This is a genomic window from Natronococcus roseus (assembly GCF_043677095.1).
GTDB classification, from domain to species: Archaea; Halobacteriota; Halobacteria; order Halobacteriales; family Natrialbaceae; genus Natronococcus; species Natronococcus roseus.
Genome location: NZ_JBHLJR010000005.1, coordinates 71,510 through 98,353, shown reverse-complemented (window position 1 = coordinate 98,353; position 26,844 = coordinate 71,510). Strand labels below are relative to the sequence as shown.

The window sequence follows — 26,844 nt, the reverse complement described above, 5'->3', positions numbered from 1 at the left end:
TGGCGGACTCCTGTACGACGGTTCCGGAGCGATCGTAACAGCCACGTGACCGCTCCGAGAACCCGTTCAGTAAACCGTCTCAGCCGTCGCCGAATTGCGTGGCGAACCCGTAGCGCTCGAGGGTGGCGAGGGTGTCACGGTGTTGTTCTCGGAGCGTCTCCCGCGAGCGCTCGTCCGCGACCACCGTCTCGACGGTCTCGACGAGCTGATCCGCCGCGAGGACGTTCGGAACGTTGACGAACGTCGCCCCCTCATCGAGCAGTTCGCGGCCCTCCTGCGAGGTTTCGGCCCGGAGGATCGTATCGCAGTCCGCCTGGACGAGGATCGCCTCCGAAACCGGCCGGTGCTCGACGGTCGAGACGACGAGCGACGCCGCGTCGACGTTGGCTTTCTGCCAGGGGTACCGGGCCATCGCGTCGCCGAGCACGTAGTTGCGGCACTCGGCGCGGAGGTCGTCCCAGACGACCGGGTCGTTCTCGATGACGACGTACTCTGCGTCGATCCGTTCGAACGTCTCGACGAGCCACCGGCCCTGGCGTCCGTAGCCGACGAGGACGATGTGACCCTCGAGCCCGCTTTTGACGGAGCTGCGCTCGTCGATCTTTCTGGTCTGGCGCCTGCCAACGAATCGGTTAACGATCCTCTCGTAGACGTCGTCCTCGTAGCGTCTGGCGACGGAAGTGAGGATCATCGTGATCGCCGCGGCGAGGATGATCGCGTCGAACAGGGTCGGGGCGATGGTTCCGAGGAGCAGCGCCTGGATCGCGATGACCAGCGAGAGTTCGCTGACCTGGTTCAGGGTCGAGCTAGCGAGATAGCCGGTGCGAGCGTCGTATCCCTCGTACGTGAAGGCGAGCATGAGGACGATCGGATTGACGACGAGCACGAGACCGACGAGCGCGAGCGCGATCGTCGCCATCTCCACGGTGGGAAACTGGACGAGCGCGCCCACGGTGACGAAGAAGATGGCGACGAAGAAGTCTCTGATCGAGCTGATCCCGTTTCGGACGCCGAGCGATTCGGCGCCCTCGCTACGGACGGCGATCCCGGCCGCGAACGCGCCGACGACGATCGAGATACCGACGTACTCCGCGGCGGCGATGAAGCCGATGAGGATCGAGATACTCCCCATCAGGACGAGTTCCTCGACGCCGTCGGCCAGCCGAATCAGGAGCGGGAACCCGTGGCGGTAGATGAGCAGCCCCGCGACCAGAAACAGGACGCCGTACCCGATCTGTGACGTGACGACGTCCGCGGTGAACACCTCGGCCGAGAGGATCAGGATGAGCCCGACCGCGACGAGGTCGTCGAAGAAATGGACCGAGTTGGCGAGACGTCCGTGGACGAGGTTGTTGCGGATCTCCGTCTCGAGCAGTCCGGCGCCGACGATCGTCGAGCTCAGCGTCGCCGCGGCGCTGAAGTAGATCGCGTTTCGCACGGGGTCGTCGAAGCCGAACCAGGTGCTGAACAGGTATCCGATCCCGAGCGCGATCGGCGCGACGACGACCAGCAGCGTGATCGCCGCCCCCTCGCCGTCCCTGATGACCGATCGGAGCGCGTCGAACTCGACGCGGATGCCGAAGACGAACACCAGGAAGGCGATCCCCCACTGAGCGAGCTCGACGAGATCTGTCTGTTCGATCGCGACCACTCCCATCTCGCCGACGAAGCCGACGATCAGGCCCGCGATGATGTAAAACGGGATCGGTGAGAGCCCGAAGTGGTTCGCAAACAGCAACAGGATCCCGGCGGTAACGAAGACGACCGAGAGGGCGATGACCAGCTCAGCCATCGGATTCACCTCCGCTCTCGGCTCGCGCCGATTCCGGTCGCAGTTCGTCCGTTTCGATACGCCCCTCGCGTCGAATCCGCTCGATGTCTTGCTCGATGGCGTCCATGAAGGCTGCTCGGTCGGTGACGTACTGCTCGAGGAACTCGCTCAGCTTCTCGGCGGTCAGGTACGTGCTCATGATGACGTACGCCGCACCGCGGTCGTAGAGGTCGCGGGCGTCGTCGATCCGCTCGGCCTCGACGAACACCGTCGCGTCGTCCGGAGCTTCGTCGAGGACGGCCTTGTTGACGTCGACCTGAACGCTCGAGCTCAGGACGAAGCTCGCGTTCTTTAAGTTCGCCGCCTTTCGGACCTCGCCGTGGCGGAAGTCGCCGAAGATGTGGTCGTAGCGTCCCTCCCGCTCGATCTCGTCGATGTGTTCGGTCTTGCGATCGATGACGACGACGGTCCCGTACCGCTCCTCGAGGACCGGAAGCGCTCGCTCGGTGACCTCGTCGTAGCCGATCGCGATGGCGTGGTTCTTGTACTCTGCAAGGTCGGTGTCGATCTTCTCCTCGGACTCGAACCGACTGAACCACGGCTTCACCCAGCGGTAGATCGTGTGGTTGTACGAGATGATGTATGTGGAGACGCTCATCGTCAGCAGCGCCATCAGACTCAGGTAGCCCAGCACGTCGGAGCCGATGTACCCCTGCGTAAAGGCGAGCGCGCCGACGACGAGCGAGAACTCGCTGACCTGAACCATGTTGATCGAGCCCAGGAACGAGGTCTCGACGCTGAAGCCCTCGCGGTCGATGAGGTAGAACATGATCCAGAAGTTGCCGACCATCAAGACGATCGACGCGATGATCGCCTCCTGCCAGTAGGCCAGCAGGGCGCCGACACCCTCGATCTGGAGCCCGATGCTCGCGAAGAACACGAGGATGAAGAAGTCCGTAATCGGGGTAATCCGATCCTCGAGTTCCTTGCTGTAGGGGAGCTGTGCGAGGCTGATCCCCGCCAGGAACGCGCCGACCTCGACGGAGAGATCGAACCCTTCCGCGATCGCGATGAAGAGAAACGCCCACGCGATCGCGACGATCAGGAAGACGTCCTTGTTGTTGGCGATCCGCCGGAAGACCCGCGGCAGGAGGTAGCGCGAGGATGCGATCGAGAAGAGGCCGATAAAGCCCATCATGACGAAGATGACGGCGAGCGTCGTGGCGATCTCGCCCGCGTTGTCGAGCGAGTCGGCGCTGAAAAGCGCCAGCACGACGACGAGGTAAATGTCCTGAACGATGAGCACCCCGACGTCGATCTTTCCGGGTAGCGACGTGATCTCGTCCTTGTCGGTGAGCACCTTGACGATGATCGGCGTCGCGCCGAAGACGGTCGCCAGCGCGATGACGAGCACCTCGGTCGTGCCGAAGCCGAGGACGAGCGCGACCAGGAACGCGAGCGCGGTCTGGAGCACCGTCTGTCCGATCGCGACGTTCGTGATCGGACGGAGGATCTCCCGGATGTCCTCGAAGCGCATCTTCATCCCCAGCAAGAACAGCAGAAAGCCGAGTCCGAGTTCGGCCATCAGGTCGACGAGCCCCTCGTCGGTGACGACGTCGAACATCACCGGACCGAGGATAATTCCGGTCAGAATGTAGGCGATGATCGTCGGCTGGCCCGTCTGCCGGGCGATCAGTCCGACGGCTGTGGCGACGACGATGATGATAGCGAAGTCGGCGGCGAGCGCGATCTCACTCATTTCGGGCCACGTCGTCTCCGTGTTTGCGCAGTCCGGTTTTATGTATTGCGTTCCGGCCGTGCAACCAGCCTGGGGGCGATCCAGTCCGCGGACGTTCGGCCCTGGTCGACCGGAATCGGCCGCAGCTACCCGGCGAGCCCCTCGATGAGGAACTCCGCCGAGGTGAGGTTCGTCGCGATCGCCGTGTCGTGGACGTCACAGATCCGCAACAGCGCAGAGATGTCGGGCTCGTGGGGCTGGGCACGAAGCGGATCGCGCAGGAAGACGATCCCGTCGAGCCTGCCCTCGGCGACCTCCGAGCCGATCATCAGGTCGCCGCCGAGCGGTCCCGACTGCTTGCGCTCGATCTCGAGGTCGGTTTCCTCCATCAGGCGCTTTCCGGTCGTCCCGGTCGCCATCAGCTCGTACTCCCGGAGCTGGTCCTCGTGGGTCTGTGCGAACTCGATCAGATCCGACTTCTTTTCGTCGTGGGCGATGAGCGCGACGCGCGTCATACATCTCCCTTCTCGTAGAGCCAGATAATCCTAGGTGCGGCGGGAACGGAAGCGCTTTTGTCAGCGGGTCCCAGGACTCTCGACCATGACAGCTCTCGACGCACACCACGTCGGTATCACCGTCGACGACCTCGAGGAGACGCTCCCGTTCTACCGCGACGCCCTCGGATTCGAGGTACTCGACCGGTTCTCGGTCGAGGGCGAGGCCTTTGCCGACGCCGTCGGCGTCGACGGCGCGGGCGCCGACTTCGTCCACCTCGACGCGAACGGCGTCCGCCTCGAGCTCGTCGAGTACGACCCCGAAGCCGACCCCCGACCGACGCCGGAGCTCAACGAGCCCGGCGCGACCCACGTCGGGCTCGCAGTCGGGGACCTCGAGGCGTTCTACGCCGACCTGCCCGAGGACGTGCCGACGATCAGCGAGCCCCGGACCACCGCGAGCGGGACGTCGATCTGTTTTCTGCGGGATCCGGAGGGAAACCTCGTCGAAGTACTGGAAACGTAACGGCAGAAGAGGAGTTCAGCTCAGGACGTACCGGAGCTTGGGGAAGCGCTCGACGAGCGCCTCGCCGCCGACCTGGATCCGCGCGATGTAGCGGTCCAGGCCGAGGATCCGGCCGGCGCCGAAGGCCGCGATAGCCAGGAAGACGACGGCGTAGATTAGCGTGTAGTCGAACGCTGCGAGCCAGGCGCCCTCCCAGCCGCCGAGGTAGAACATGCTCATCTGGATGGCTCCCCCCAGGGCGGCCAGCCGGACGAACGCGCCCGCGATCAGCGCCACGCCGATCAGTACCTGCGTGACCGGGACGACGACGTTGATAACCTCGAGCAACATCGCGTTGCCCGCCATCGCGGCGTACAGCCCGCTGACGGGACTTGCGGGGTCGACGCCCTGGACCAGGAAGCCGCTCGCGTCGAACGCTTCGCCGCTGACGAACGCGAACTTCCCCAGCCCGGCGAACAGCATCATTCCCCCCATGACGGCCCGTAGTGCGACGACGAACCACGCGCTAAGCGCGTGGGGTTCGCCGACGAGGTCGATCCCCCCGTATCGGCTTTCGAGCCGGTTTCGAGTTGTCGTGGACATTGTCGGTCACCTTTACAGTTTACCGTAGACCACCCACCATCATATATCGGGAACTCAATTCTCACGGCCGGGGAAATCCACTGAAAGTTTAGAGTTGTTTTCGCCCGGCGATCCTTTCTCGGCGATCGCTCTCGAGGATGGCAATCTTTTCGACCGACCCGACCCACGTTCGGGCATGAACTTCTTCGATCGCCTGCGCGACCGCATCCGAACGGTCGACAGCGTCGTCTCGGTCGGGCTCGATCCCGACCCCTCGAGAATTCCCGATCACCTCGCCGAACACGACCTCCCGCGGTGGGCGTTCAACCGGCGGATCATCGACGCCACGCACGAGCACGCGGCCGTGTTCAAACCGAACGCGGCGTTCTACGAGGATCCCGACGGCTGGCGCGCCTTAGAGGAGACGATCGCCTACGCCCACGGAAAGGGCGTTCCCGTCCTGCTCGACGCCAAGCGAGCCGACATCGGAAACACGACCCGGCAGTACGCCGAGTTGCTCGAGCACGCGGACGCAATCACCGTGAACCCCTACATGGGTCGGGACTCGCTCCAGCCGTTTCTGGCCGACGAGGAGGCGGGCGTGTTCGTCCTCTGTCGCACGTCGAACCCGGGCGGGGAGGACCTCCAGGACCTCGAGCTCGCGAGCGGCGAGGCCGTCTACGAGCGCGTGGCCGCGCTCGCGGACCTCTGGAACGAGAACGACAACGTCGGCCTCGTGGTGGGTGCGACCAAACCCGAAGAGCTCGAGGAACTTCGCGAGCAGGTTCCCGATCTTCCATTTCTCGTGCCGGGAATCGGCGCCCAGGGCGGCGACGCCGAGGCGGCCGTGGAGTACGGACTCGCCGACGGCGTCGGGCTGGTCAACTCCTCGCGCGGAATCATCTTCGCGGGCGAGGATCGTGGCGAAGACTTTGCCAACGCCAGCGGACAGGCGGCAAAACGGCTCAAGAAGCGGCTGAACCGGTACCGCGACACGTAATTTCTACGCCGTCCGCTCGTCGGCGTCATCCTCGCAGGTCGGCGAGACGATCCGTCCGGCGACCATGCTGTCGACGACCCGGCCGACGATTTCGACCTCGACGGGCTCTCGAGGCGGTCGCTCCTCGAGTTTCTCCAGCCCCTCGACGACGGCGACGTCCATCGGGCTGGCGTCGGAGGGGTGGGTGGCGACGAGGGTTCCGTCTCGCCGCTCGAGCTCGAGACGGAACCGCTCGCCGACGGCGAGCGACTCGCCCAGCAGATCGCGGATCGACGTCATCGACGGTCACCCATCCGTCTCAGAACCGGTGGACGTCGACGTCGTCGGACTGACGGTCGGGCTGGCCCTGGGCCACGCAGTCGGCACACAGCCCCGGTCCCGGCTCGTAGTGTTGCTCGCAGGCGAGCGTCCCGCAGTTGGCACACCGCTCCTGAGCCGGTTTCGACTCACAGATCTGGCAGAGGCCACTGATGCTCATACCGAACGGTACGGGCTCGAGCGGCTTGAAAGGGAACCCGGCAACGCCCGCTCGATCGATCCGGTCCCGGCGGACGGCGACCGTCGATCACGCGCTTCCGATCTCGAGTTCGTAGCAGCGCTCGAGCAGCGCCTCGAGTTCGTCGCTGGGTGCCGACCGTCTGACGGTCCCGCTCCGTCGGTCGTACTCGATCAGTCGCCGGTCTGCCAGCTTCGGCAGGTGGACGTGGTAGAGGTCGATCAGCACCGACTCGCGGTCGTCGACCGAAACTCGCTCGGCGGGAACCGACGCCTCCCGGGCGGCGATCGTCGTCGCCAGCGACTCGATGCTTGCGACCTCCGTCTCGGAAAGATAGTAGAGCATGTCGCGGCGCCGTCGGTTACTGAGAAGGGAGAGAAACTCGTCCATCGACGACCGTTGCTCGCCGACGGTGGGTAGTTCGACGCTCGATTCGGCCGTCGTACCGTGGTCCTCTCCGTCTTCCGAGCGATAGTCGACCATATATCTGTACGGTCTCGATCGACGTTAATAAACTTGCTAGAGAGCTGCTACGCCACAACGTACGAAATCAATACAAAAACTATCTGGGAAAATTAAATAAATTTGTCTATTTTCATATTGATCTTATTCTCAGATTCTGCATAACATCCGCGAGTTTTTCCTAAGCGACCGTCGTACCCCGTGACGGATGACGAACGACCGATCCCGGAACAACGCCGGAGTTGACGGGAGAGACGAAACAGCCGCCGGGATCCAGTCTCGTCCGAGTATCTCGATCGTCGAACGGGTCGCGGACGGAACCGATCGGTCCCCCCTCGAGTTGCCGCCGCTGAACGAGACGGTAGACGTCGACGCGCTCGACCGACTGCTCGAAGCCGACGATCCGGACAGTCCGTGGCCGACCGTCGTCTTCCGGTACGCGAACCGTCGGATTCGGGCGACCGCCGACGGAGTGATCGAACTCACGAACCCGGACGAGACCGACGTCTCCGCCATCGACGAGTGGACTCACGTCTCGATCGTCGCGGAACCCGGCGAGCGAGCCGTCGCAGTACGCATCGCGTCGGCCATCGCGAGTCGATCCGGCCGGGACCGGGACCGAGTACGGACGGCGATCGAAGACGTGATCGATCCGGACGCACTGGCACGCCTCAGCCAGCAGCGGGAGAACGGGATCTCGCGCCCCGGCGCGACGGTCTTGTTCTCGGTGCTCGGCCACGACGTCGTCGTCGACCCCGGTGGGACGGTCAGCGTCGGCTCCACGCTCGGACGGCTGAAGCGAACGGGCGGGAACGTGCTGATCGCCGGGGGCGTCCCCGACGACCTCGTCGACGTCGCCAGCGCGAACCTCCTCGGCGATCCCGACCGACACCGCCGTCACCTCTTCGCGCTGCTCGATCGCGACCGACGGGTCGTCTCCGATCGGCTGGCGCCGAGCGATATCGCGTCGGCACAGATCGTCGACTACGCGATGACCGCACGTTCGGTCGCGTCGGCGGGAGCGCCCGTCACCGACGCGGTCGCCGTCGTCGACGAACCCGCCGATCTCGACGAACTCGAGGCGACGGTCGACGCACGGATCCGCGCGTTCGGAACCGAGACACCCCTCTGCGAACCCGGGGACCTCCGGCTCTGTATCGACTCGCTGCGGCCGATGCTCGACGAGCGCGGAACCGACGGCACCGTCGCCCTCCTCGAGCCGATCTGCGAGGCGGTCCGGGACGTCTCGGGACTCGGTCACTACGTGTTACCGGTCGACCGCGACGAGCCCCTCGTCGACGCCCTCGAATCGCTGTTCGACGCAACCGTCGAACTTCGCGTCGGCGACTGCGGTCCCCAGCAGCGCTGGCACCTCCACGAAAGCGGGTATACGACCGACTGGATCGGACTCGCCCGATCCGGCGAGCGATGACCGCCGATCCGAGGTTCCAGCCGTTCGACGACGGCGCCGGGCTCACCGTCGTCGATCCGATCGAGAACAGACAGTGTCCGTTCCGAACCGACGACCCGGTCTCGCCCCGGTCGATCGAACCCTCCGGATTCTCCCGTCCCGTCGACGGCGCCGTCGAGCTGACGACTTCCGAACTGGTCTTTCCGTACGTCGTCCCCGTGTACGTCCGCGACCCGACCGGCGAGATGTTGCTCGAGACCGACTCCTGTGCCTACGAACGGCTCCCCGAGGACGAGTACGTCCTCGAGCTGATGGCCCCGATCCAGCTCTACGTGCGCGTCCGAAGCTCGGTGACGATCGCGTCGGCCGACGACCGGCTGGCGTTCGACTTCGGCGAGTCGACGACGGTGCGTCTCGGGGCGCGGTCGCGACATGAACGTCCCGCCGCCACGGTTACGACGACGGCCGAGCCGGCGGACCTGGCGCGTGCCGTCTCGACGTTCGGCTCGGCGTTGAAGACCCACAGCTGCGATCGCTCGCTGCCGTCGCTTCGGGGCCACCCGCCCCGACTGGAGCTGGGATCGGCGGTTCGAATTCCGTCGGCGGCCGAAGCGCCCGACTCCGGCGTCCGCCTCGTCGTCCCCCCGGATCGGTCGGCGATCTACGCCGCCAGCCCGCTTGCGTACTACCTCGCGGCGACGGTCGAAACCGGAACGGACCCGCGGATCGAAACCGAGGACGGATTCGTCTATGCGCTCGGGAAAACGACCGACGCAGTCGTCAGATCGATCGAACGCGCGCTCAAGCAGGTGTTCTTCGTCGACTGCGTGGCTCGAACGGAGGGGCTCTATCGGGTCGACCTCCACGAGCGCGACCGGTTCGAGGAGCGGTTCGACCTCGCGCTCGGCGAGCTGTACGAGGCCGATCTCGCCGATCGGCTCGAACCCGTCCTCTCGATTCCGTACGACTCGCTCGCGGACCTCCTGCCGCGGTGGAACCTCGTTACGCACGCGACGGCCGAGCCGGGGAACGCGACCGTGCTGCCCTACCTCGCCGATGTGCTATCGATCGTGCGACCGGCACCCGAAGATCGATCCGGGACCGACCCGACCCGGCCCACGGCACTCGCGATAGACGAGTTCACGCGCTCTCGCGCGGGAGTCGACCGCGGGGCGGAGTTTTCGTACGTCTCCCCGCCGTCGACCGACGCCTTCGGCCAGGCGTGGCTGGGCGAGGGCGTCCCGATCGGCGCGACCAAGCTCCTGCGAAGCGCCTTCGAGAACGGGCTCGAGCGCTCGTCCCCGGGCGACGCCGTCGAGGTAGCGATCGTCTGCAACGACCCCGAGATGGCCGCGGAGTTCGATACGACCGATGGCACCCTCTACGGGGAGCGCGAGAAGCTCCCGTTCGAAGTGACGGTACACAGATCCGTCTCCGCCGAGGAGCTCCGGGAGCTGTTCGCGGCTGAGATCGACTTCCTCCACTACGTCGGCCACGTCGAGGACGGCGCGTTCGTCTGTTCGGACGGCCCGCTCGAGGCGCGAGCGCTGGCCGACGTCGGCGTCGACGCCTTCCTGATCAACGGCTGTCGCTCCTACGACGTCGGCGTTCGCGTGATCGAACGGGGCGGCGTCGGCGGCGTCGTCACGCTCAGCGACGTCGGCAACCGGGACGCGATCGCCGTCGGCCGGCTCGTCGCGCGGCTGTTGAACAACGGGTTCTCGATCCGGGACGCGACCTCGATCGCCCGCAGTCAGCGCCTCGTCGGCAACCAGTACACCGTCGTCGGCGACGGGAGCGTTACCGTCGGTCAGGCCGGCAGTGGGGTCCCGAATACCGCCCGAGTCGAACCGATCGGGGACGGCGAGCGCCGGCTTCGACTCGAGCTTCACCACGTCGATAGCGGACCCGGCGCCCAGTACGTCCCCTACATCGACGGCGTCGACCGACACTTCCTCGCGGGCACCGAACTCCCGCCGATAGTGGTCTCCAATGGGGCGCTCTCGCGGTTTCTCAGGCTTGCGGAGATCCCGGTTCGCTGGGACGAAGAATGGTACTGGTCGACGGACGATCGGTTCGTCGAGTAAGGACGGCCTACCAGGTGCCGCCGCCGTTGCCGGCGATTCCGACGTCCGCCGCGGCCGTTCCGACCTGCGAGAGCAGGAGACAGGCCGCGAACAGGGCGCCGATCAGTCGTGGGTGCTCCGCGAGGAACGTTCGTAACGTGTCGTTGTTCGAGGACATCGCGTCGAACGATACCGCTTCACGAGGAATAGCTATTAGTCGGTTAACTATGCCCGGCTCGAAAGTCGTTGTTCCGGAACCGGTCGCACGCTCGATCGAGAGTAGACGACTGTTACCGACCCGCGGGCGGAGTTAATCAGCCATTGTGACCGACGAAACGGGCCCGCCGTCGGCCGCGCCGCCCGTCGACCAACAGAGTCCCGTGCTAACACGTCTCTCCGCCGGGAAGTTTTTATCGGCTCGCCAGCTACCCCCACCTATGAGCCGTGACCGGGTCCTCCTCGAACGGGCCCTGGACCGTGGCGAACAGGACGGCGGAAGCGTCGAGTTCAAGGAACGGCTCCTCCGGGACGTCCACCTCGAGGGCGGACGCCGGGAGAGTCTGGCCGCACAGCTTCGACACCGCCTGCTGTCGGGTGACGGCGAGGCGACGTACGTCGTCGGCGTCACCGACGACGGCGGGCTCGCCGGCATCGACCACGACACCTTCTCGGAGTCGATGGACGTCCTCTCCCTGCTCGCCGAGGAGGCCGACGCCCACATCGACGACGTCCAGACCTGGGGCGTCGAGGGGGGACTCGTCGGCGTCGCGCAGGTCCGGGACGGATCGATCCTCGAGACCGACGACGAACACCTCGTCGTCGGAACCGCCGGCCACGTCGACCACGGCAAGAGCACGCTGGTCGGGTCGCTCGTCACCGGCACCGCGGACGACGGCGACGGGGCGACCCGAGCGTACCTCGACGTCCAGCCCCACGAGGTCGAACGCGGGCTCTCGGCGGATCTCTCCTACGCCGTCTACGGCTTCGACGCCGACGGTCCGGTCCGGGTTCGCAACCCCGATCGCAAGGCCGACCGCGCGAAGGTCGTCGAGGAGGCCGATCGGCTCGTCTCGTTCGTCGACACCGTCGGGCACGAGCCCTGGCTGCGAACGACGATCCGCGGGCTCGTCGGCCAGAAACTCGACTACGGGCTACTCGTCGTCGCCGCCGACGACGGGCCGACCCAGACGACTCGCGAACATCTCGGCGTCCTGCTGGCGACGGAGCTCCCGACGATCGTTGCGATCACGAAGACCGACGCCGTCTCCGACGAGCGGTGCGAGGAGGTCGAACGCGAGGTCGAACGCCTCCTCCGGGACGTCGACAAGTCGCCGCTGCGGGTCGCTCGCCACGGCGTCGACGCCGCCGTAGAGGAGATCAGCGAGCGCGTCGTCCCGATCGTGACGACCAGCGCGATCACGATGGACGGGCTCGACACGCTCGACGAGCTGTTCGACCGACTGCCGAAGACCTCCCAGGACGCCGGGGAGTTCCGGATGTACGTCGACCGGAGTTACTCCGTTACCGGCGTCGGCGCCGTGGCGTCTGGCACCGTCATGTCCGGCGAGGTCGAGGCCGGCGACGAACTCCTGCTCGGGCCGATGCCCGACGGGCGCTTCCAGGAGGTGGAGGTCCGCTCGATCGAGATGCACTACCACCGAGTCGACCAGGCCAGCGCCGGCCGGATCGTCGGGATCGCGCTCAAGGGCGTCAAGGAGAGCGCGATCGAGCGCGGAATGGTGTTGCTCCCCCGCGAGGCCGACCCCGAACCCGTCCGCGAGTTCGAGGCCGAAGTGATGGTGTTGAACCACCCCACCAGGATCGGCGACGGCTACGAACCGGTCGTCCACCTCGAGACGATCGGCGAGGCCGCCTCCTTCTCGCCCGAGAACGGACGGCTGCTGCCGGGCGACACCGGCGAAACCACGGTCCGGTTCAAGTTCCGTCCGTACCTGATCGAGGAGGGCCAGAAGTTCGTCTTCCGGGAGGGACGAAGCAAGGGCGTCGGTACCGTCACCGACGTCCGCCCGGCCGACTAATCGGTTCCCTGCCGGTCGCAAGCAGCAACGGCGCTACCGCCAGGGCGGGGACTGCAGCTCGGCCACCGACTCGAGAACGTAGCTCGGCCGTGGCTCCGGATTCGTCGTTTTCGTTCCTCGAGGAACCCACACCGAATCGAGCCCCGCGGCTCGAGCGCCGGCGACGTCGGACGAGAGGGAGTTCCCGATGTACACCGCCCGCTCCGGGCTCGAGTCGAGTTCGTCGAGGGCGACCGAGAACGGCTCGGGATCGGGTTTCGGCGCGGTGTCCTCCCCCGCGAACACGGTCGTCTCGAACGCGCGATCGAGCCCGGTCGCCTCGAGTTTCTGTCGTTGCATCGCTGACAGCCCGTTCGTAATCAGCCCCAGCCTGTACTCGTCGGCCAGCGCCTCCAGCGTCGCGGTCGCCCCCGGGAGCGCCTCGACGTTGCGCTGGTCGCGTTCCTCGCGGAACTCGCGGGCGACCGCGACGCCGTCCGCGCGATCGTGGCCCGCCTCGACGGCCAGATCGCCGAAACACCGCTCGTGGAAGTCGGCGAAGCCGTCGGTCCGTTCCAAGTACTCCCGGTACCGATCGTAGTAGGTCGCCGGCTCGAAGACGGGGCCGACGCCCGCCCGCTCGAACGCGAGCTCGAGCACCTCGTCGGCGCCGCGACGATACCGACAGAGGGTGTCGTCGAGATCGAAAAGAACGGTGTCGATCGAATCGCTCATCGATCGTCGGAAGGTGCGATCGGAAGAAAAATCGGTCGATCGCCGGTGACCCTCGGACCGGCCTACAGGCCGAACGACTCCGCGAGGAGCTCCTCGTCAGTCTCGCCGTGGCTGTAGGTCGGTCCGCCGAGTACGTCGACGGTGACCGCCGCGGGCGCGAACAGATCCGCGGGAACCTCCTCGAACTGCCAGTCGAGGTCGTCGAACACCTCGGCGAACGGACGGCCGTGTGCGTCAGCGGCGGTCGAGGGAATCGAGTCGAAGACGTCGTCGTCCTTCCGGACCGTCAGGTGGGCCCGGCCGCCGTAGGCCAGCGCGTCGTTCGTCCGGGCGATCGCGGTCTGTTCGTCGCCCGCGATCGGCGCGACCGGCGCTCGCCCCGTCGCGGAGACGATATCGTTCGGGTCGTAGCCGAGCTCCGTCAGTCGGTAGGTCGCGAGCTCGGCCGCACGAGCGGCCGACGTAATACTTCCCGCGAGACTCGCCGTCCGGTAGGCCAGCAGGAAGACGCTGCTCGGTTCGACCTCCGCGAGCTCCGCGACCTGTTCTGCGGCCGACGCCGGCGGCAGCTCGTCGCTCTCGACGGCCAGCGCGGTCAGATCGAACGCGTCCGTATACCCAACCTTTCGAAACTCCTCTTCGCGCGCGACGAGTGCGCGTGCGGGTCCGCTCCCGAGTCCCTCGAAGTCCTCGGTCGCGAGCTCCCAGCCGGCCTTCTGCGAACACAGAAGCGCGAGTGCCGGCTGATCGGTCGTCAGCTCCACGTAGGGAATCGACGTGCCGTCGACCTCGCCCAGCAGATGGCTCGGCGTGGCCATCCCCGCGGTCTGGATCTCCGTCAGCAGCAATCCGGCTTCGACTCCGCCGTCGAACTCGACGCCGAAGTCGAGCACGGTCGCCTCGTTCTCGAGGTCGAACCCGCCGATGTTCAGCTCCTCGGCGTAGTCGAGGGCTTCGTCGACCAGCTCGATCGCCATCCGGTTGAGACTCTCCATACCCTTCCTCTAGCGTCTGGCGTAAAACAGTTTGTCAGTTCGGTCCCTCGACCGTCGTCGCGGGAATCCACACCGGCTGCTGTCTGTCGTTACGACGGACCGTCTCAGGCGTCAGCCTCGTACCCCGCGTCCTCGATCGCGCTCCCGATCGCGTCGACGGTCGTTCCCTCGTCGTGTTCGACGCGAACCTCGTTGGCCTCGTGGTTCGCGGTGGCCGACGACACGCCCTCGAGCGCCTCGAGGGCGTCGGTGACGTTCTCCTCGCAGCCGCTACAGGACATCCCGCGTACGTCGATGGTCGTCTGTTCCATACTCCCGATCGCGACTCGGGACAGTTCGGTCTTCCGCATTGGTCGGCCGGGTACCAGCCACCGACTCGTGGTTTGATATGCGTTCCCGCAGTCGGTTCGAGCATGTACACGGTTCTGGTTCCGGTCGACGGCGACGACGACCGGGTCGACGAACAGCTCGAGGCCGTCCGCGAGCTGGCTGCGGGGGACGAATCGGTTGCCGTCGACGTACTCCACGCGCGAGAGGAACTCGACTTCTCGGCCGAGAACGTCGACGACGTCGCCGTCGGCACGCTCGAGGAAGGGTTGGTGGACCTCGATGGGCTCCCGGAGACGGTCTCGAGAATCGCTACGGCGCTGCGGGAGGCGGGGATCGAGACCGACGTCCACGCGGCGACCGGCCGTCCCGAGCCGTCGATCCTCGACGCGGCCGAGCGCTTCGACGCGGACCTGCTCGTACTCGGCGCTCGCCGTCGATCGCCCGTCGGCAAGGCGGTGTTCGGAAGCGTCGCCCAGTCGGTGCTACTCGAGACGAACCGCCCGGTGATGGTCGTTCCGACCTGACCGTACTATCGGTCGCTCGAGGCCGAACGGCCGAGGGCCTTCTCGACGGCCTCGACCTTCTCCGAGGCGGCGGCGTCGCGGGTTCGCTTGTCGTCGATCTTCAACACGGTGCTCACCCGATCGCCGTCGACGGCCTCGTGAGCGGCCTGGGCGGCCGCGAACAGTTCGTCGGTCGAGTCGGCCTCGATCACCGTCCCCATCGGGTTCGTCTCGTAGCCGACGTCGTACTCCTCGAGGGCCTCGACGGCCTTCGCCACTTCGTCGGCCATACTGTCTTCGGTTACCGGTGCGACGCTGAGTAGTGCAACGACGGTCATACTCGACACTGTCCAGACTGCCGTCCGTAAATCCGATCCCTGCAGACGACGCTCGACGCACTCTCGGGCTCGAGAAAAACAGCCGACGAACTCGAGGAGAGGTTATCGACGGGGTCCCGGCCGACGGGTTTCGGCGGGCGGGTAGATGACGATGTCGCCGTTGGCGTAGACGTACACCTCGTGCTCGAGGGCCGTGAAGGCGATGTGGCCGCTGGTGCGCTCGGTGCCGTCGGCCTTCGGCCGGAAGATCCGATCGAGGGCGTCGGGATCGATACTGTCGTACAGCGAGAACTCCCCCTGGGAGACGTCCGTGTCCGCGATCGACGCGAGCGCGTGGACGATCGTCGCGGTCAGCGTCGCCGTGTCGTCTTCGTCGTAGTGGAAGACATAGCGGTCCTCGCCCTGTTCGTACCGGAGTTCGTCGCTCTCGTCTCTTGATGTGGACTCGGTTTGCATGGGAACCTGTTCGTTCGGCTGTTCGGTGGTGGTATCGTCCCGGAGTATAAAAGCTACTCGCCGTCGGAAACGCTTCTCGGAACCGACAGTCGCGGGCGTTGATCGCTTCGACGGGCGACGCCGATACGCCGTGATCGGATGCGCTCGACGACCGCACTCGCATCGCCCGACTCCAGGTCAGAACGACTCGTGGGGCCACTCCTCGCGCTCGCCCAGCGCCGGCGGGGTTCGGTCGCTGTACCCCTTCCGTCCGATCGCCCGATCGCCGACGGTGTTGAAGACGGCGACCCGCGCGTCCGCGGCGGACTCGAATCGCTCGTCGGGGACCAGCTCGAACAGCTCGCGCAGCGTCTGCTCGCCGTTCGGGAGCTCCAGTACCGCGTCGCCGTAACGCTCGACCAGTTCGTCGCTCGTCGCCGGATACTGATGCTCCTCGAGTTCGCGAGCGAGCGGTCCGAACTCGACACCCAGCTCTCTCGTTCGCTCGTCGTCTGGTCCGATCATCCCGGGTTCGACGCCGCCGCGAACCAACTTAAAGCCGGCCAGTGGTTTCACGTCGGCAGGGAGCGCGACTGCGGTTCATCTCGAGTTACTCGCGCCAATCGACGGTTGGCAACTCGCCGTCGAACCGTGCGACTCGAGGACGAACGGTTTCCAAAAACTCGGAACGGAGGACTCGGTCGTGAAAGCGCGGGGTTCTCGAGGGATCGGGTCTCGGAGTTCTCGAGGCGTTTCTGGAAGCCGTGTGCTGGCTGGGATTTGAACAACGCGAAGACGGTCGCCTCGCTTCGCTCGGCGCTGCGACTTCTCTCGTTCAAATCCAGATTCGATTGCTGTCGCTCACGATTTTGTTCGCGACAGAAATGCGCTGGCTGGGATTTGAACCCAGGTTGTGACCATGGCAAGGTCACGTGATACCACTACACTACCAGCGCCCTGTTACAGTTTTACGTCTCTCGAGTGAATTGATAAGGGTTACGAATCGCTCGACTCGAGCCCGGATCTGACCGTTCGCCCGACCCCACCCGATAGCCGACACCGTCACTTCGTCAGGATACTCGAGTGGCTCGAGGTGTTCGTCGTAGAAGTGTGCTGGCTGGGATTTGAACCACGGCCAGACGTGCTCGCTGCGCTGCGCGCGACTGGCCTGCTTCAAATCTAGTGCGATTTTCACTGAACAGCCGACTCGCTTCGCTCACGGCTTCGCCGTTCGCAATACCGTGGCGCTACGCGCCACGCGACGCTCGTCGTTGTTGTTCAGTGAAAATGCGCTGGCTGGGATTTGAACAACGCGAAGACGGTCGCCTTGCTTCGCTCGGCGCTGCGACTTCTCTCGTTCAAATCCGAGAACGATTTCTCCGACTACGAATACTCGCACTGCTACGCAGTGCTCGCGGTGTTGTAGTCGGAGAAATGCGCTGGCTGGGATTTGAACCCAGGTTGTGACCATGGCAAGGTCACGTGATACCACTACACTACCAGCGCCCTATTGCACTCTTATCTATCTCTGGTAACTGTATAAGGATTGCGAATCGGACGGTGTGTGTCCCGTCCAGCCGTACCAAACGCCGATCGCTCGCCGCCCCGTACCGACCGTCTCCCGCGGCCTCGAGCGTGCGTCCGCAGGGGAAACGCGTTAGTACCCGTGACAGTGTGGCTCGAGGACCCGTATGCGTCGAATTCTCACCTGTGAGCCGTTCACAGCCGGGATCGAATCCGCTACCCTTTTAAGACTTTGTCGGCAAGACATCGCTACAGTCTAGTGACGCGGCGCCGAAGCGTGGGCATGACCGTCAGCGTGCTCGTGCCGTCGTCGCTCACCCGCGAAGCCGAGGACAAACGCGAGGCAACTCGCAAGCTCGGATACGTCGCCCGCGCGGCGACCGTGTTCCGGGCGGATCGGCTCGTCGTCTTCCCTGACCGGGAGGGCGAACGCGGGCGATTCGGCGGCGAGTTCGTCGACACCGTCTTGCGGTACGCGACGACGCCCCCCTACCTCCGAAACGAGGCCTGGGGGATGCGCGACGAACTCGAGTACGCGGGCATCCTGCCCCCGCTCCGCGCCGTGTCACAGACCGGCTCCGAATCGAACGGTTCGGGGTCGTCAAGACAAGGAATCGTGACCGAGGTCGGACCTGATCAACGCGTGCGGGTCAATTGCGGCTTGCAACACCCGATCTCCCTCAACGTGCCTCCCGGTATGGAGCTCGAGGAGGGGGAGCGCGTGACCGTCAGGATCTCTTCGCGACGACCGGTCCGGGCGAAACTCGAGGACGAGCCCCTCCCGGGGCTCGACGTCGAGCGGACGGGCCTCCAGGCAGCACTCGGCCGTGAGGACGCCGGCGTCCGCATCGCAGCCTCCCGATTCGGTGCAGAACTCACCGTCGGGCGGCTGGGGACGCTGGCCGGACGCCGCGAGCGCGACGGGATGACCGTCGTCTTCGGGGCACCCGAGAGAGGGCTGCCGGACATCCTCGGAATGGACGAGGAGGCCGTCGACGCGCTGTCCCATTGGGACGGCGTCGACGGTGACGGAGTCGAACCCATCGATCCGGGGTTCGACCTCTGGCTGAATACGGTTCCGGACCAGGGAAGCGACGTGGTGCGAACGGAAGAGGCTCTGTTCGCCACGCTCGCATCCCTCACTCTCAGAGAGTGATAGAATGCCACAACCAAATTCACCACGCAAAGGCTCACTCGGGTTCGGCCCACGACAGCGCGCCTCTTCGGAGGTTCCGCGCTTTAACTCGTGGCCGGACGACGACGGACAGCCGACGCTCCAGGGTTTCGCGGGCTACAAGGCCGGCATGACCCACGTCGTGATGGTCGACGACGAAGCGAACTCGCCGACCGAGGGGATGGAAGAGACCGTCCCCGTCACGATCGTGGAGACGCCGCCGATGCGCGCGGTCGCCCTGCGTGCGTACGAGGACACACCGTACGGAAAGAAACCGATCACCGAGGTCTGGACCGACGAGTTCGTTCCCGAACTCGACCGCGTTCTGGACCTTCCCGGTGACGACTACGACACCGACGCGGCCGAAGACGAGCTTCGAGAGCTGCTCGAGGCCGGCCGCGTCGACGACGTTCGCGTCATCACGCACACGGTGCCTTCGGCGGTACCATCGGTACCGAAGAAGAAACCGGACGTGATGGAGACGCGCGTCGGCGGCGGCTCGGTCGACGAGCGCGTCGACTTCGCGCTCGAACTGATCGCCGACGGCGGGGAACACGTCATGAACGACACGTTCCGCGCCGGCGAGTACGTCGACGCGAGCGGCGTCACGAAGGGGAAAGGGACCCAGGGTCCCGTCAAGCGATGGGGCGTCCAGAAGCGCAAGGGCAAACACGCCCGGCAGGGCTGGCGACGCCGCATCGGCAACCTCGGCCCCTGGAACCCCTCCCGCGTCCGCTCGACGGTCCCCCAGCAGGGGCAGACCGGCTACCACCAGCGGACGGAACTGAACAAGCGCCTCGTCGACATCGGCGACGGCGCCGACGCGACGGTCGACGGCGGCTTCGTCAACTACGGCGAGGTCGACGGACCGCACGCGTTGATCAAGGGCTCGCTCCCCGGGCCGAACAAGCGTCTCGTACGCTTCCGCCCGGCGATCCGACCCGGAGACCAGCCGCGCCTCGATCCCGAGGTCCGGTTCGTCTCCACCGCATCCAACCAGGGATAACACATGGACGCAACAGTACGCAACCTGGACGGCTCGGACGCGGACACGATCGAGCTCCCGGCGGTCTTCGAGACCCAGTACCGCCCGGACCTGATCGCCCGTGCCGTTCGCGCCGCCCAGGCCAACCGAAAACAGGACTACGGCGCCGACGAGTTCGCCGGCATGCGAACGCCGGCCGAATCGTTCGGTAGCGGCCGCGGGATGGCCCACGTCCCCCGACAGAACGGACGCGCTCGACGCGTTCCCCAGACCGTCAAGGGACGAAAGGGACACCCGCCGAAAGCCGAGAAGGACTGGACCGAATCGATCAACACGAAAGAGAAGAAGCTGGCCGTCCGCAGCGCCATCGCCGCGACGACCGACGCCGAGCTCGTCGCCGACCGTGGCCACGAGTTCGACGCGGACGTCGAGGCACCGATCGTCGTCAGCGACGAGTTCGAGGACCTCCAGAAGACGAAGGAGGTCGTCGAGTTCCTCGAGGCCGCCGGTCTCGCCGACGACGTCGAGCGAGCCGACGAGGGTCGCAGCGTGCGCTCGGGTCGCGGAAAGACCCGCGGACGCAAGTACAAACAGCCCAAGTCGATCCTCTTCGTCACCTCCAGTGAGTCCGGCCCGTCCCGTGCGGCCCGGAATCTCGCCGGCGCGGACGTCACGACGGCCGCGGAGGTCAACGCGGAGGATCTCGCGCCGGGCACCCAGCCCGGACGGCTGACCGTTTGGACCGAGAGCGCACTCGAGGAGGTGGCCGACCGATGAGCGGAGCGATCGACCACCCGCTCGTGACGGAGAAGGCGATGAACGACATGGACTTCGAGAACAAGCTCCAGTTCGTCGCCAACCCCGACGCCACCAAACCCGAGATCCGAGAGGAAGTCGAGCGGCGCTTCGAGGTCTCGGTCGACAGCGTCAACACACAGATGACGATGAACGGGAAGAAGAAAGCAACCGTCAAACTCTCCGAGGACGACGACGCCCAGGAAGTCGCCTCGCGTATCGGGGTGTTCTAACAATGGGACGACGAATTCAGGGACAACGACGCGGTCGCGGAACCCCGACGTTCCGTGCCCCGTCGCACCGATACAAGGCGAAGCTCGACCACAAGAAAGAGGAAGACGACGACGTGATCCGCGGGACCGTCGTAGACATCGAACACGACCCCGCTCGCTCGGCGCCCGTCGCGGCCATCGAGTTCGAGGACGGCGACCAGCGCCTCGTACTGGCCCCGGAAGGGATCACCGTCGGCGAGGAGATCCAGGTCGGCGTCTCGGCGGAGATCAAGCCCGGCAACACGATGCCGCTGGCCGAGATTCCGGAGGGAGTTCCGGTCTGTAACATCGAGGCCAACCCCGGCGACGGCGGTCGATTCGCCCGCGCCTCGGGTGTCAACGCGGACCTGATCACCCACGACCGCAACGCCGCGGTCATCCAGCTTCCAAGCGGCGAGGTCAAGCGCCTCGATCCGCAGTGTCGTGCCACCATCGGCGTCGTCGCCGGTGGCGGACGCACGGAGAAGCCGATGGTCAAGGCCGGAAACAAGTATCACAAGATGAAAGCCCGGGGTACCAAGTGGCCCCGCGTCCGCGGTGTTGCGATGAACGCGATCGACCACCCGTTCGGTGGCGGTGGCCGACAGCACCCCGGCAAACCGAAGTCCGTCTCGCGGGATGCCCCGCCGGGACGGAAGGTCGGTGACATCTCCTCGCGCCGTACCGGCCGAGGTGGAAACAAATGAGTCAGGAGTACAGAACCGGCCGCGAAGGTGAGTTTACCTACCGCGGTCACACGCTCGAGGAGCTGCAGGAGATGGAGCTCGACGAGGTTGTGGAACTGCTGCCCGCACGCAAGCGGCGAAGTATCACGCGCGGACTTTCCGTCGAGCAGGAGAAGCTGCTCGAGAAGGCCCGCGGGAAAGGCGAGGAAGAGACCGCCAACGCGCCGATCCGGACGCACCTGCGCGACATGCCGGTGCTGCCGGAGTTCGTCGGACTGACCTTCTCCGTGTACAACGGACAGTCCTTCGAGCGCGTTCGCGTCGAACCCGAGATGATCGGACACTATCTCGGCGAGTTCCAGCTGACCCGCACCTCCGTCGAGCACGGACAGGCGGGTATCGGCGCGACTCGATCGTCGAAGTTCGTCCCACTGAAGTGATCATCGTATGGGAATCAACTACTCAGTCGACGCGGATCCGGACTCCACCGCGAAAGCGATGCTCCGGGAGCGTCACATGAGCCACAAGCACAGCAAGGAGGTCGCCCGCGAGATCAAGGGCCGAACCGTCGCGGACGCCCAGGCGTACCTTCAGGACGTGATCGACGAGGAGCAGTCGGTACCCTTTAAATCCCACAACTCCGGTGCGGGTCACCGCTCGGACGTTGAGGGCTGGGACGCCGGCAAGTACCCCGAGAAGGTCTCGGGCGAGTTCCTCGATCTGCTCGAGAACGTCGAATCCAACGCCGACCACCAGGGTTTCGACGGCGCTTCGATGGAGATCGTTCACATCGCCGCCCACAAGGTCGGCGAGTCCGTCGGCCGCAAGCCCCGCGCGATGGGGCGTGCGACCGCCTGGAACACGCCGGAGGTCGACGTTGAGATCGTCGTCGAGGAAGTCGACGAGAACGAGGAGGATGAGAACTAATGGCTGACGAACACCAGTTCATCGAAAACGGCCTGCAGCGGTCCCAGATCGACGAGTTCTTCGAAGAAGAGCTCGGCCGCGCGGGCTACGGCGGTATGGACGTCGCCAAGACGCCGATGGGTACCCAGATCGTTCTCAAGGCCGAGAAGCCAGGGATGGTCATCGGCAAGGGCGGCGAGAACATCCGGAAGGTCACGACGGCTCTCGAGGAGAAGTTCAACCTCGAGGACCCCCAGATCGACGTCCAGGAGGTCGACGAACCCGACCTCAACGCACGGATCGTCGCGGACCGACTGGCCAACGCACTCGAGCGTGGCTGGTACTTCCGGAAGGCCGGACACACGACGATCGACCGGATCATGGATTCGGGCGCGCTCGGCGCAGAGATCGTCCTCTCCGGGAAGGTCACGGGCGCTCGCTCGCGTGTCGAGAAGTTCAACCGCGGCTACATCAAGCACAACGGCGAGCCCGCCGAAGAGGTCGTCGACCACGGCCAGGGCGTCGCGGTCATGAAACTCGGCACGATCGGCGTCGACGTGAAGATCATCCCGCCGGGTGCCAAACTCCCCGACGACTTCCAGGTCCACGACGAGATGGACCCCGAAGAGGTCGTCCCCGACGCCGTCGAGGCCAACGAGGCCGAGGGCGTCGAGGAGCTGCTCGAGGGCGAGCCCGAGGAGGCCGAGGCCGCCGAGGAAGGCGCCGAAGCCCCCGCCGAGGACGCCGTCGAGCCCGAGCCCGAGGAAGAGGACATCGAAGAGGTCATCGAAGCGGAGGTCGACGCTGCCGAGGACGACGATGTCGACATCCCCGACGAGGCCCCGGTCGAGGAGGACCTCGACGAGCTCGAGGAGGACGTCGAAGCCGAGGCCGAGGAGCTGATGGCCGAGATGGACGACGAGGCAGAGGACGCCTCGGAAGAGGCGGACGAAGACGAGGGAGGTGACGCCTGATGGCGATCCTCCACGTCGAAGAGGTTCGCGACATGACCGCCGCCGAACGCGAGGCCGAACTCGAGGAGCTCGAGACCGAGCTGCTCAACCAGAAGTCCGTCCTCGCGGCCGGTGGCGCCCCGGAGAACCCGGGTCGAATCGGCGAACTGAGTCGCACCATCGCTCGGATCAAGACGATCCAGCGAGAGGAAGGCGACTTGGACGAAGGCGACGAATAACAGATACACAATGGCACTGACACCCGAAACGCTGCCCCGACACGAACTCAACGGCCTGCCCGTCCGTGTCGTCGAGAGTGACGACGCCTCGCGGGTCGGTCTCGAGGGACGGGTCGTCATCGAGACGACCAACACGCTCTCCGTCGAGATTCGAGAGCAGGGCGCGTCTCGGGTCGTGATGGTGCCGAAGTCGGGCTCGACGTTCGAGTTCGCGATCACAGATGACGCCGCCGACGCCGCGAAGGCGTCGGGGACCGCGTCCAAACTGGCCGATGCTAAACCCGAGTCGACGGAGACACTCTCCACCGGCTCGGACTGCGCTGGCGAGGACGTGGCCTACGTTACGGTCGATGGCTCGCGACTGCTCTCACAACCCGCCCGACGCACGGAAACGAATGGTGACTCACCATGGCAATAGGATTAGACGTTGAAACCCCTCCGGAACCGGAAAACCCGGAGGAATACGACTACGAGAAGTGTCCGTTCTACGGCGAACTCTCCGTTCGAGGTCAGATCCTCGAGGGGACCGTCATCTCGACGGACATGGACAAGACCGTGGTCGTCGAACGAGAGTACGACGTGGCGGTTCCGAAGTACGACCGCCAGATGAAGCGTCGCTCGCGCATCCCGGCCCACGTACCGGGCGTGCTCGAGCCGCTCTCGGTCGGTGACACGGTCAAGATCGCAGAGACCCGACCACTGTCGAAGACGAAATCGCACGTGGTCGTCGAAGTAACCGAAGAGGCAACCGCGGAGGACATCGCCGCGCTCACCCGTCAGGCCGAGCCTGACCGTGAGCTTTCCAGCAGCGATGTCACCGAGGGTTCCGAAGAGGAAGCCGTCGAGGGTGATCAGTGATGGAGGCGATGAAAGCCGACGTCACCCAGGGACTCAAGAAGGGGTCGCTGGTCACGTGTGCCGACAACACCGGCGCACGCGAGCTGAAGGTCATCAGCGTCTCGGGCTACCAGGGCACCAAGAACCGCCAGCCGAAGGCGGGACTCGGTGACAAGGTGACCGTTTCGGTCACGAAGGGTACCCCCGAGATGCGCCGCCAGGTCCTCGAGGCCGTCATCGTCCGCCAGCGGAAGTCGATTCGCCGGCCCGACGGGACGCGCGTGAAGTTCGAGGACAACGCGGCGGTCATCATCGACGAGAACGAAGAGCCCCGCGGGACGGAGATCAAGGGCCCGATCGCTCGCGAAGTCGCCGAACGCTTCGGCGCGATCGCCTCGACCGCAACGATGATCGTCTGAGTATGAGCAAACAACCACACAAACAGCGAACGCAGACGGAGCGTGCACCGCTGCACAAGCGACAGAAGCAGCTTCACGCGACGCTCTCGGATGACCTCCGCGAGGAGTACGACACGCGACGGACCCGCGTCAACGCGGGCGACACCGTCGAAGTCATGCGCGGTGACCACGCCGGCGAGACCGGCGAGGTCCTTCGCGCGATCCTCGAGGACGGCACGATCCACGTCGAGGACGTGACCATCGAGACGGCCGACGGCGAGGAAGTCCCGCGGCCGCTCGACCCGTCGAACGTCCGAGTCACGGACCTCGACCTCGAGGACGAGCGCCGCGAGGCGCGCCTCGAGGGCGACGCGAACGAAGACGACGACGAAGGTGATAGCGAATGACGAAACATCAGAAACGACTGTCCGTACCGAAGTCCTGGCCAGTCGAGCGAAAGACCGACGTCTTCACGGTCAAGGCCGACTCCGGCCCGCACGGTGAGGCCGGCGTTCCGCTCGTCGTCCTGCTTCGGGACGTGCTCGGCTACGTCGACTCGAAGAAGGAAGCGCGGTACGCCCTCTCGCAGGACTCGATCCTGATCAACGGGGAACCGATCAACGACGAACAGCGCCCGATCGGCATGTTCGACATCGTTGCGTTCCCCGGTCGAGAGGAGTACTACCGGGTCTTCCCCGACGAGGGCGGCCGACTCGCCCTGACCGAGATCGACGCCGACGCCGCCGACAGCCGTCTCGGCAAGATCGAGGGCAAGCGTCAGGTCCCGGGTGGCGACACCCAGCTGACGCTGCACGACGGAACGAACATCCTCGCCGAGGAAAGCGAGTACAGCACGAACGACTCGGTCGTCGTCGACAACGACGACAAGTCGGTCGTCGCACACTTCCCCTACGAGGAGGGTGCACTCGTCACAGCCATTAGCGGCAACCACGGCGGAAAGATCGGCGAGGTCACCGAGATCGACGTCACCCCCGGCAGCGGATCGAACATCGTCACCGTCGAGGCCGACGACGGCGAGTTCGAAACCGTCGAGGAGTACGTCGTCGTGATCGACGAGAACTTCACCGACGAGGACGGTGATGACGATGAGTAGTGAAGCCGAGGGCGAGTTCCACGAGATGCGCGAGCCCCGCGTCGAAAAGGTCGTCGTCCACATGGGCGTCGGCCGCGGTGGTCGCGAACTCGGCAAGGCCGAGGACATCATCGAGGAGGTCACGGACCAGCAGAGCGTCCGGACCCAGGCCAAACGGACCGAGCCCGACTTCGGCATCCGACAGGGCGATCCGATCGGCACGAAGGTCACCCTCCGCGGCGAGGACGCGGCCGAGTTCCTCGAGACCGCCCTGCCGCTGGCGACGCTGGCCGAGAACCAGTTCGACAACACTGGAAACTTCAGCTTCGGGGTCGAGGAACACACCGAGTTCCCGAGCCAGGAGTACGACCCGAACGTCGGGATCTACGGGATGGACGTTACCGTCAACCTCGTCCGCCCGGGCTATCGCATCGCCAAGCGCAACAAGGTGACCCGATCGATCCCGTCGAAGCACCGACTTACCCCCGAGGACGCGATTCAGTACCTCGAGGCGAACTTCGACGTCAACGTAGAGGAGTCCACGGATGAGTGAAAGCGACGTAGAAAACGACCAGACGGGCGAGCACGCGGCAAAGCGCACCGGCCAGATCGAAGAGTGCCAGCGCTGTGGCCGCAAACAGGGACTCGTCGGCAAGTACGACATCAACCTCTGTCGACAGTGTTTCCGAGAGATCGCCCGCGACATGGGATTCAGGAAGTACCGATAACATGACCGGAAACGACCCACTCAGCAACGCGCTCTCGGGCATCGACAACGCCGAGAGCGTCGGGAAACTGAGCCACGAGGTAACGCCCGCTTCGAACGAGATCGGCAGCGTGCTCGAGGTCTTCTACGACCGCGGGTACATCGACGGCTTCGAGTTCGTCGACGACGGTAAGGCCGGTCAGTTCGATGTCGAACTGAAAGGAGCGATCAACGAGTGTGGCCCCGTCAAGCCCCGCTACGCCGCCGGTGCCGAGGACTTCGAGAAATGGGAGAAGCGATACCTCCCGGCTCGAGACTTCGGTGCGCTCGTCGTCACGACGAGCAGCGGCATCATGAGCCATTACGAGGCTCGTGAGCAGGGGATCGGCGGCCAGGTGATCGCATACGTCTACTAACA

General features: G+C 65.5%; 37 protein-coding genes and 2 tRNA genes. 23 read left to right on the top strand and 16 right to left on the bottom strand.

Annotation, left to right across the window (positions count from 1 at the left end; translation table 11 throughout):
* Positions 1-79 precede the first annotated feature (79 nt).
* The 3 genes from ACFEMD_RS14545 to ACFEMD_RS14535 form a co-directional block, all read right to left on the bottom strand.
* On the bottom strand, positions 80-1,792 hold the full coding sequence (locus ACFEMD_RS14545; protein WP_394741776.1) for a cation:proton antiporter domain-containing protein: 1,713 nt from the start codon (positions 1,790-1,792) through the stop codon (positions 80-82).
* Complete coding sequence (locus ACFEMD_RS14540; RefSeq protein WP_394741774.1) at positions 1,785-3,530, bottom strand: cation:proton antiporter; 1,746 nt, start codon at positions 3,528-3,530, stop codon at positions 1,785-1,787. The genes ACFEMD_RS14545 and ACFEMD_RS14540 overlap by 8 nt, the downstream gene beginning before the upstream one ends.
* A gap of 125 nt (positions 3,531-3,655) precedes the next feature.
* Positions 3,656-4,024, bottom strand: a complete 369-nt coding sequence (locus ACFEMD_RS14535) for a methylglyoxal synthase (protein WP_394741772.1) — start codon at positions 4,022-4,024, stop codon at positions 3,656-3,658.
* 85 nt (positions 4,025-4,109) lie between these two features.
* Here ACFEMD_RS14535 and ACFEMD_RS14530 point away from each other — a divergent pair, with 85 nt between their 5' ends.
* Positions 4,110-4,529 (top strand): VOC family protein, encoded by a 420-nt coding sequence (locus ACFEMD_RS14530; RefSeq protein ID WP_394741771.1) that lies wholly within the window; start codon positions 4,110-4,112, stop codon positions 4,527-4,529.
* 15 nt (positions 4,530-4,544) lie between these two features.
* On the opposite strand, the gene ACFEMD_RS14525 is transcribed toward ACFEMD_RS14530, so the two are convergent.
* Positions 4,545-5,111 (bottom strand): DoxX family protein, encoded by a 567-nt coding sequence (locus ACFEMD_RS14525; RefSeq protein ID WP_394741770.1) that lies wholly within the window; start codon positions 5,109-5,111, stop codon positions 4,545-4,547.
* 175 nt (positions 5,112-5,286) lie between these two features.
* Here ACFEMD_RS14525 and pyrF point away from each other — a divergent pair, with 175 nt between their 5' ends.
* Complete coding sequence (pyrF, locus tag ACFEMD_RS14520) at positions 5,287-6,090, top strand: orotidine-5'-phosphate decarboxylase (RefSeq protein ID WP_394741769.1); 804 nt, start codon at positions 5,287-5,289, stop codon at positions 6,088-6,090.
* A 3-nt stretch (positions 6,091-6,093) separates the two neighbouring features.
* On the opposite strand, the gene ACFEMD_RS14515 is transcribed toward pyrF, so the two are convergent.
* The 3 genes from ACFEMD_RS14515 to ACFEMD_RS14505 form a co-directional block, all read right to left on the bottom strand.
* Positions 6,094-6,369, bottom strand: a complete 276-nt coding sequence (locus ACFEMD_RS14515) for a hypothetical protein (protein WP_394741767.1) — start codon at positions 6,367-6,369, stop codon at positions 6,094-6,096.
* Positions 6,370-6,388: 19 nt separating this feature from the next.
* Complete coding sequence (locus tag ACFEMD_RS14510; protein WP_394741765.1) at positions 6,389-6,568, bottom strand: hypothetical protein; 180 nt, start codon at positions 6,566-6,568, stop codon at positions 6,389-6,391.
* Positions 6,569-6,655: 87 nt separating this feature from the next.
* Positions 6,656-7,069, bottom strand: coding sequence for a DUF7344 domain-containing protein (locus tag ACFEMD_RS14505; RefSeq protein WP_394741764.1), 414 nt, complete (start codon positions 7,067-7,069; stop codon positions 6,656-6,658).
* Between the two features lie 187 nt (positions 7,070-7,256).
* Here ACFEMD_RS14505 and ACFEMD_RS14500 point away from each other — a divergent pair, with 187 nt between their 5' ends.
* Positions 7,257-8,480 carry a DUF7504 family protein gene (locus ACFEMD_RS14500; protein WP_394741762.1) on the top strand — a complete coding sequence of 408 codons (1,224 nt, stop codon included), beginning with the start codon at positions 7,257-7,259 and terminating at the stop codon, positions 8,478-8,480.
* Positions 8,477-10,546, top strand: coding sequence for a hypothetical protein (locus ACFEMD_RS14495; RefSeq protein WP_394741761.1), 2,070 nt, complete (start codon positions 8,477-8,479; stop codon positions 10,544-10,546). The genes ACFEMD_RS14500 and ACFEMD_RS14495 overlap by 4 nt, the downstream gene beginning before the upstream one ends.
* 7 nt (positions 10,547-10,553) lie before the next feature.
* Here the strand turns inward: ACFEMD_RS14495 and ACFEMD_RS14490 are convergent, their stop codons facing one another.
* The gene (locus ACFEMD_RS14490) at positions 10,554-10,703 is read right to left on the bottom strand and encodes a DUF7503 family protein (protein WP_169331751.1); all 150 of its coding nucleotides are present in this window, start codon (positions 10,701-10,703) and stop codon (positions 10,554-10,556) included.
* Positions 10,704-10,962: 259 nt separating this feature from the next.
* Here ACFEMD_RS14490 and ACFEMD_RS14485 point away from each other — a divergent pair, with 259 nt between their 5' ends.
* Entirely contained in the window at positions 10,963-12,564 is a 1,602-nt protein-coding gene (locus tag ACFEMD_RS14485; RefSeq protein WP_394741760.1) for a GTPBP1 family GTP-binding protein, read from the top strand.
* Between the two features lie 33 nt (positions 12,565-12,597).
* Here the strand turns inward: ACFEMD_RS14485 and ACFEMD_RS14480 are convergent, their stop codons facing one another.
* The 3 genes from ACFEMD_RS14480 to ACFEMD_RS14470 form a co-directional block, all read right to left on the bottom strand.
* The gene (locus tag ACFEMD_RS14480) at positions 12,598-13,278 is read right to left on the bottom strand and encodes an HAD family hydrolase (RefSeq protein ID WP_394741759.1); all 681 of its coding nucleotides are present in this window, start codon (positions 13,276-13,278) and stop codon (positions 12,598-12,600) included.
* A gap of 62 nt (positions 13,279-13,340) precedes the next feature.
* Complete coding sequence (mch, locus tag ACFEMD_RS14475) at positions 13,341-14,273, bottom strand: methenyltetrahydromethanopterin cyclohydrolase (RefSeq protein WP_394741758.1); 933 nt, start codon at positions 14,271-14,273, stop codon at positions 13,341-13,343.
* A 104-nt stretch (positions 14,274-14,377) separates the two neighbouring features.
* Positions 14,378-14,584, bottom strand: coding sequence for a heavy-metal-associated domain-containing protein (locus tag ACFEMD_RS14470; protein WP_394741755.1), 207 nt, complete (start codon positions 14,582-14,584; stop codon positions 14,378-14,380).
* A 102-nt stretch (positions 14,585-14,686) separates the two neighbouring features.
* On the opposite strand from ACFEMD_RS14470, the gene ACFEMD_RS14465 reads away from it, so the two are divergent.
* The gene (locus tag ACFEMD_RS14465) at positions 14,687-15,127 is read left to right on the top strand and encodes a universal stress protein (protein ID WP_394741753.1); all 441 of its coding nucleotides are present in this window, start codon (positions 14,687-14,689) and stop codon (positions 15,125-15,127) included.
* A gap of 5 nt (positions 15,128-15,132) precedes the next feature.
* Here ACFEMD_RS14465 and ACFEMD_RS14460 read toward each other — a convergent pair whose 3' ends face one another.
* The 5 genes from ACFEMD_RS14460 to ACFEMD_RS14440 form a co-directional block, all read right to left on the bottom strand.
* The gene (locus tag ACFEMD_RS14460) at positions 15,133-15,444 is read right to left on the bottom strand and encodes an MTH1187 family thiamine-binding protein (RefSeq protein ID WP_394741752.1); all 312 of its coding nucleotides are present in this window, start codon (positions 15,442-15,444) and stop codon (positions 15,133-15,135) included.
* A 102-nt stretch (positions 15,445-15,546) separates the two neighbouring features.
* The gene (locus ACFEMD_RS14455; protein ID WP_394741751.1) at positions 15,547-15,900 is read right to left on the bottom strand and encodes a HalOD1 output domain-containing protein; all 354 of its coding nucleotides are present in this window, start codon (positions 15,898-15,900) and stop codon (positions 15,547-15,549) included.
* A gap of 177 nt (positions 15,901-16,077) precedes the next feature.
* Positions 16,078-16,404, bottom strand: a complete 327-nt coding sequence (locus tag ACFEMD_RS14450) for a DUF5789 family protein (protein WP_394741750.1) — start codon at positions 16,402-16,404, stop codon at positions 16,078-16,080.
* 360 nt (positions 16,405-16,764) lie between these two features.
* Positions 16,765-16,835: transfer RNA gene (locus ACFEMD_RS14445), tRNA-Gly, on the bottom strand.
* A 479-nt stretch (positions 16,836-17,314) separates the two neighbouring features.
* A tRNA-Gly gene (locus ACFEMD_RS14440) sits at positions 17,315-17,385 on the bottom strand.
* Positions 17,386-17,686: 301 nt separating this feature from the next.
* On the opposite strand from ACFEMD_RS14440, the gene ACFEMD_RS14435 reads away from it, so the two are divergent.
* From ACFEMD_RS14435 to ACFEMD_RS14355, 17 genes are read left to right on the top strand one after another with little or no spacing between them, the layout of a single operon-like run.
* The gene (locus ACFEMD_RS14435) at positions 17,687-18,559 is read left to right on the top strand and encodes a putative RNA uridine N3 methyltransferase (protein WP_394741748.1); all 873 of its coding nucleotides are present in this window, start codon (positions 17,687-17,689) and stop codon (positions 18,557-18,559) included.
* Between the two features lie 4 nt (positions 18,560-18,563).
* Positions 18,564-19,583, top strand: coding sequence for a 50S ribosomal protein L3 (locus ACFEMD_RS14430; RefSeq protein WP_394741746.1), 1,020 nt, complete (start codon positions 18,564-18,566; stop codon positions 19,581-19,583).
* 3 nt (positions 19,584-19,586) lie between these two features.
* A complete protein-coding gene (gene rpl4p / locus ACFEMD_RS14425; RefSeq protein ID WP_278292946.1) occupies positions 19,587-20,339 on the top strand; it encodes a 50S ribosomal protein L4 in 753 nt (250 codons plus the stop codon).
* The gene (locus ACFEMD_RS14420; protein WP_005559266.1) at positions 20,336-20,590 is read left to right on the top strand and encodes a 50S ribosomal protein L23; all 255 of its coding nucleotides are present in this window, start codon (positions 20,336-20,338) and stop codon (positions 20,588-20,590) included. The genes rpl4p and ACFEMD_RS14420 overlap by 4 nt, the downstream gene beginning before the upstream one ends.
* Before the next feature lie 2 nt (positions 20,591-20,592).
* Positions 20,593-21,315 carry a 50S ribosomal protein L2 gene (locus ACFEMD_RS14415; protein WP_005559265.1) on the top strand — a complete coding sequence of 241 codons (723 nt, stop codon included), beginning with the start codon at positions 20,593-20,595 and terminating at the stop codon, positions 21,313-21,315.
* Positions 21,312-21,734, top strand: coding sequence for a 30S ribosomal protein S19 (locus tag ACFEMD_RS14410; RefSeq protein ID WP_005559264.1), 423 nt, complete (start codon positions 21,312-21,314; stop codon positions 21,732-21,734). Before ACFEMD_RS14415 ends, ACFEMD_RS14410 begins: the two co-directional genes overlap by 4 nt.
* Positions 21,735-21,741: 7 nt before the next feature.
* Positions 21,742-22,221: a 50S ribosomal protein L22 gene (locus ACFEMD_RS14405; RefSeq protein WP_394741744.1), complete on the top strand. Its 480-nt coding sequence runs from the start codon at positions 21,742-21,744 to the stop codon at positions 22,219-22,221.
* Complete coding sequence (locus ACFEMD_RS14400) at positions 22,221-23,174, top strand: 30S ribosomal protein S3 (protein ID WP_394741742.1); 954 nt, start codon at positions 22,221-22,223, stop codon at positions 23,172-23,174. The genes ACFEMD_RS14405 and ACFEMD_RS14400 overlap by 1 nt, the downstream gene beginning before the upstream one ends.
* On the top strand, positions 23,174-23,392 hold the full coding sequence (gene rpmC / locus ACFEMD_RS14395; protein WP_394741741.1) for a 50S ribosomal protein L29: 219 nt from the start codon (positions 23,174-23,176) through the stop codon (positions 23,390-23,392). The genes ACFEMD_RS14400 and rpmC overlap by 1 nt, the downstream gene beginning before the upstream one ends.
* Positions 23,393-23,402: 10 nt before the next feature.
* Complete coding sequence (locus tag ACFEMD_RS14390; RefSeq protein ID WP_394741739.1) at positions 23,403-23,810, top strand: ribonuclease P protein component 1; 408 nt, start codon at positions 23,403-23,405, stop codon at positions 23,808-23,810.
* The gene (locus ACFEMD_RS14385) at positions 23,801-24,250 is read left to right on the top strand and encodes a 30S ribosomal protein S17 (RefSeq protein WP_394741738.1); all 450 of its coding nucleotides are present in this window, start codon (positions 23,801-23,803) and stop codon (positions 24,248-24,250) included. Before ACFEMD_RS14390 ends, ACFEMD_RS14385 begins: the two co-directional genes overlap by 10 nt.
* Positions 24,250-24,648: a 50S ribosomal protein L14 gene (locus tag ACFEMD_RS14380; RefSeq protein ID WP_005559258.1), complete on the top strand. Its 399-nt coding sequence runs from the start codon at positions 24,250-24,252 to the stop codon at positions 24,646-24,648. The genes ACFEMD_RS14385 and ACFEMD_RS14380 overlap by 1 nt, the downstream gene beginning before the upstream one ends.
* Positions 24,649-24,650: 2 nt before the next feature.
* Positions 24,651-25,034 carry a 50S ribosomal protein L24 gene (gene rplX, locus ACFEMD_RS14375; RefSeq protein ID WP_005559254.1) on the top strand — a complete coding sequence of 128 codons (384 nt, stop codon included), beginning with the start codon at positions 24,651-24,653 and terminating at the stop codon, positions 25,032-25,034.
* On the top strand, positions 25,031-25,741 hold the full coding sequence (locus ACFEMD_RS14370; protein ID WP_394741735.1) for a 30S ribosomal protein S4e: 711 nt from the start codon (positions 25,031-25,033) through the stop codon (positions 25,739-25,741). The genes rplX and ACFEMD_RS14370 overlap by 4 nt, the downstream gene beginning before the upstream one ends.
* Positions 25,734-26,273, top strand: a complete 540-nt coding sequence (locus ACFEMD_RS14365; protein ID WP_005559250.1) for a 50S ribosomal protein L5 — start codon at positions 25,734-25,736, stop codon at positions 26,271-26,273. The genes ACFEMD_RS14370 and ACFEMD_RS14365 overlap by 8 nt, the downstream gene beginning before the upstream one ends.
* Positions 26,266-26,448 carry a 30S ribosomal protein S14 gene (locus tag ACFEMD_RS14360; RefSeq protein WP_005559248.1) on the top strand — a complete coding sequence of 61 codons (183 nt, stop codon included), beginning with the start codon at positions 26,266-26,268 and terminating at the stop codon, positions 26,446-26,448. Before ACFEMD_RS14365 ends, ACFEMD_RS14360 begins: the two co-directional genes overlap by 8 nt.
* A 1-nt stretch (position 26,449) precedes the next feature.
* Positions 26,450-26,842: a 30S ribosomal protein S8 gene (locus tag ACFEMD_RS14355; RefSeq protein WP_005559246.1), complete on the top strand. Its 393-nt coding sequence runs from the start codon at positions 26,450-26,452 to the stop codon at positions 26,840-26,842.
* The last annotated feature ends 2 nt before the right edge of the window (positions 26,843-26,844 follow it).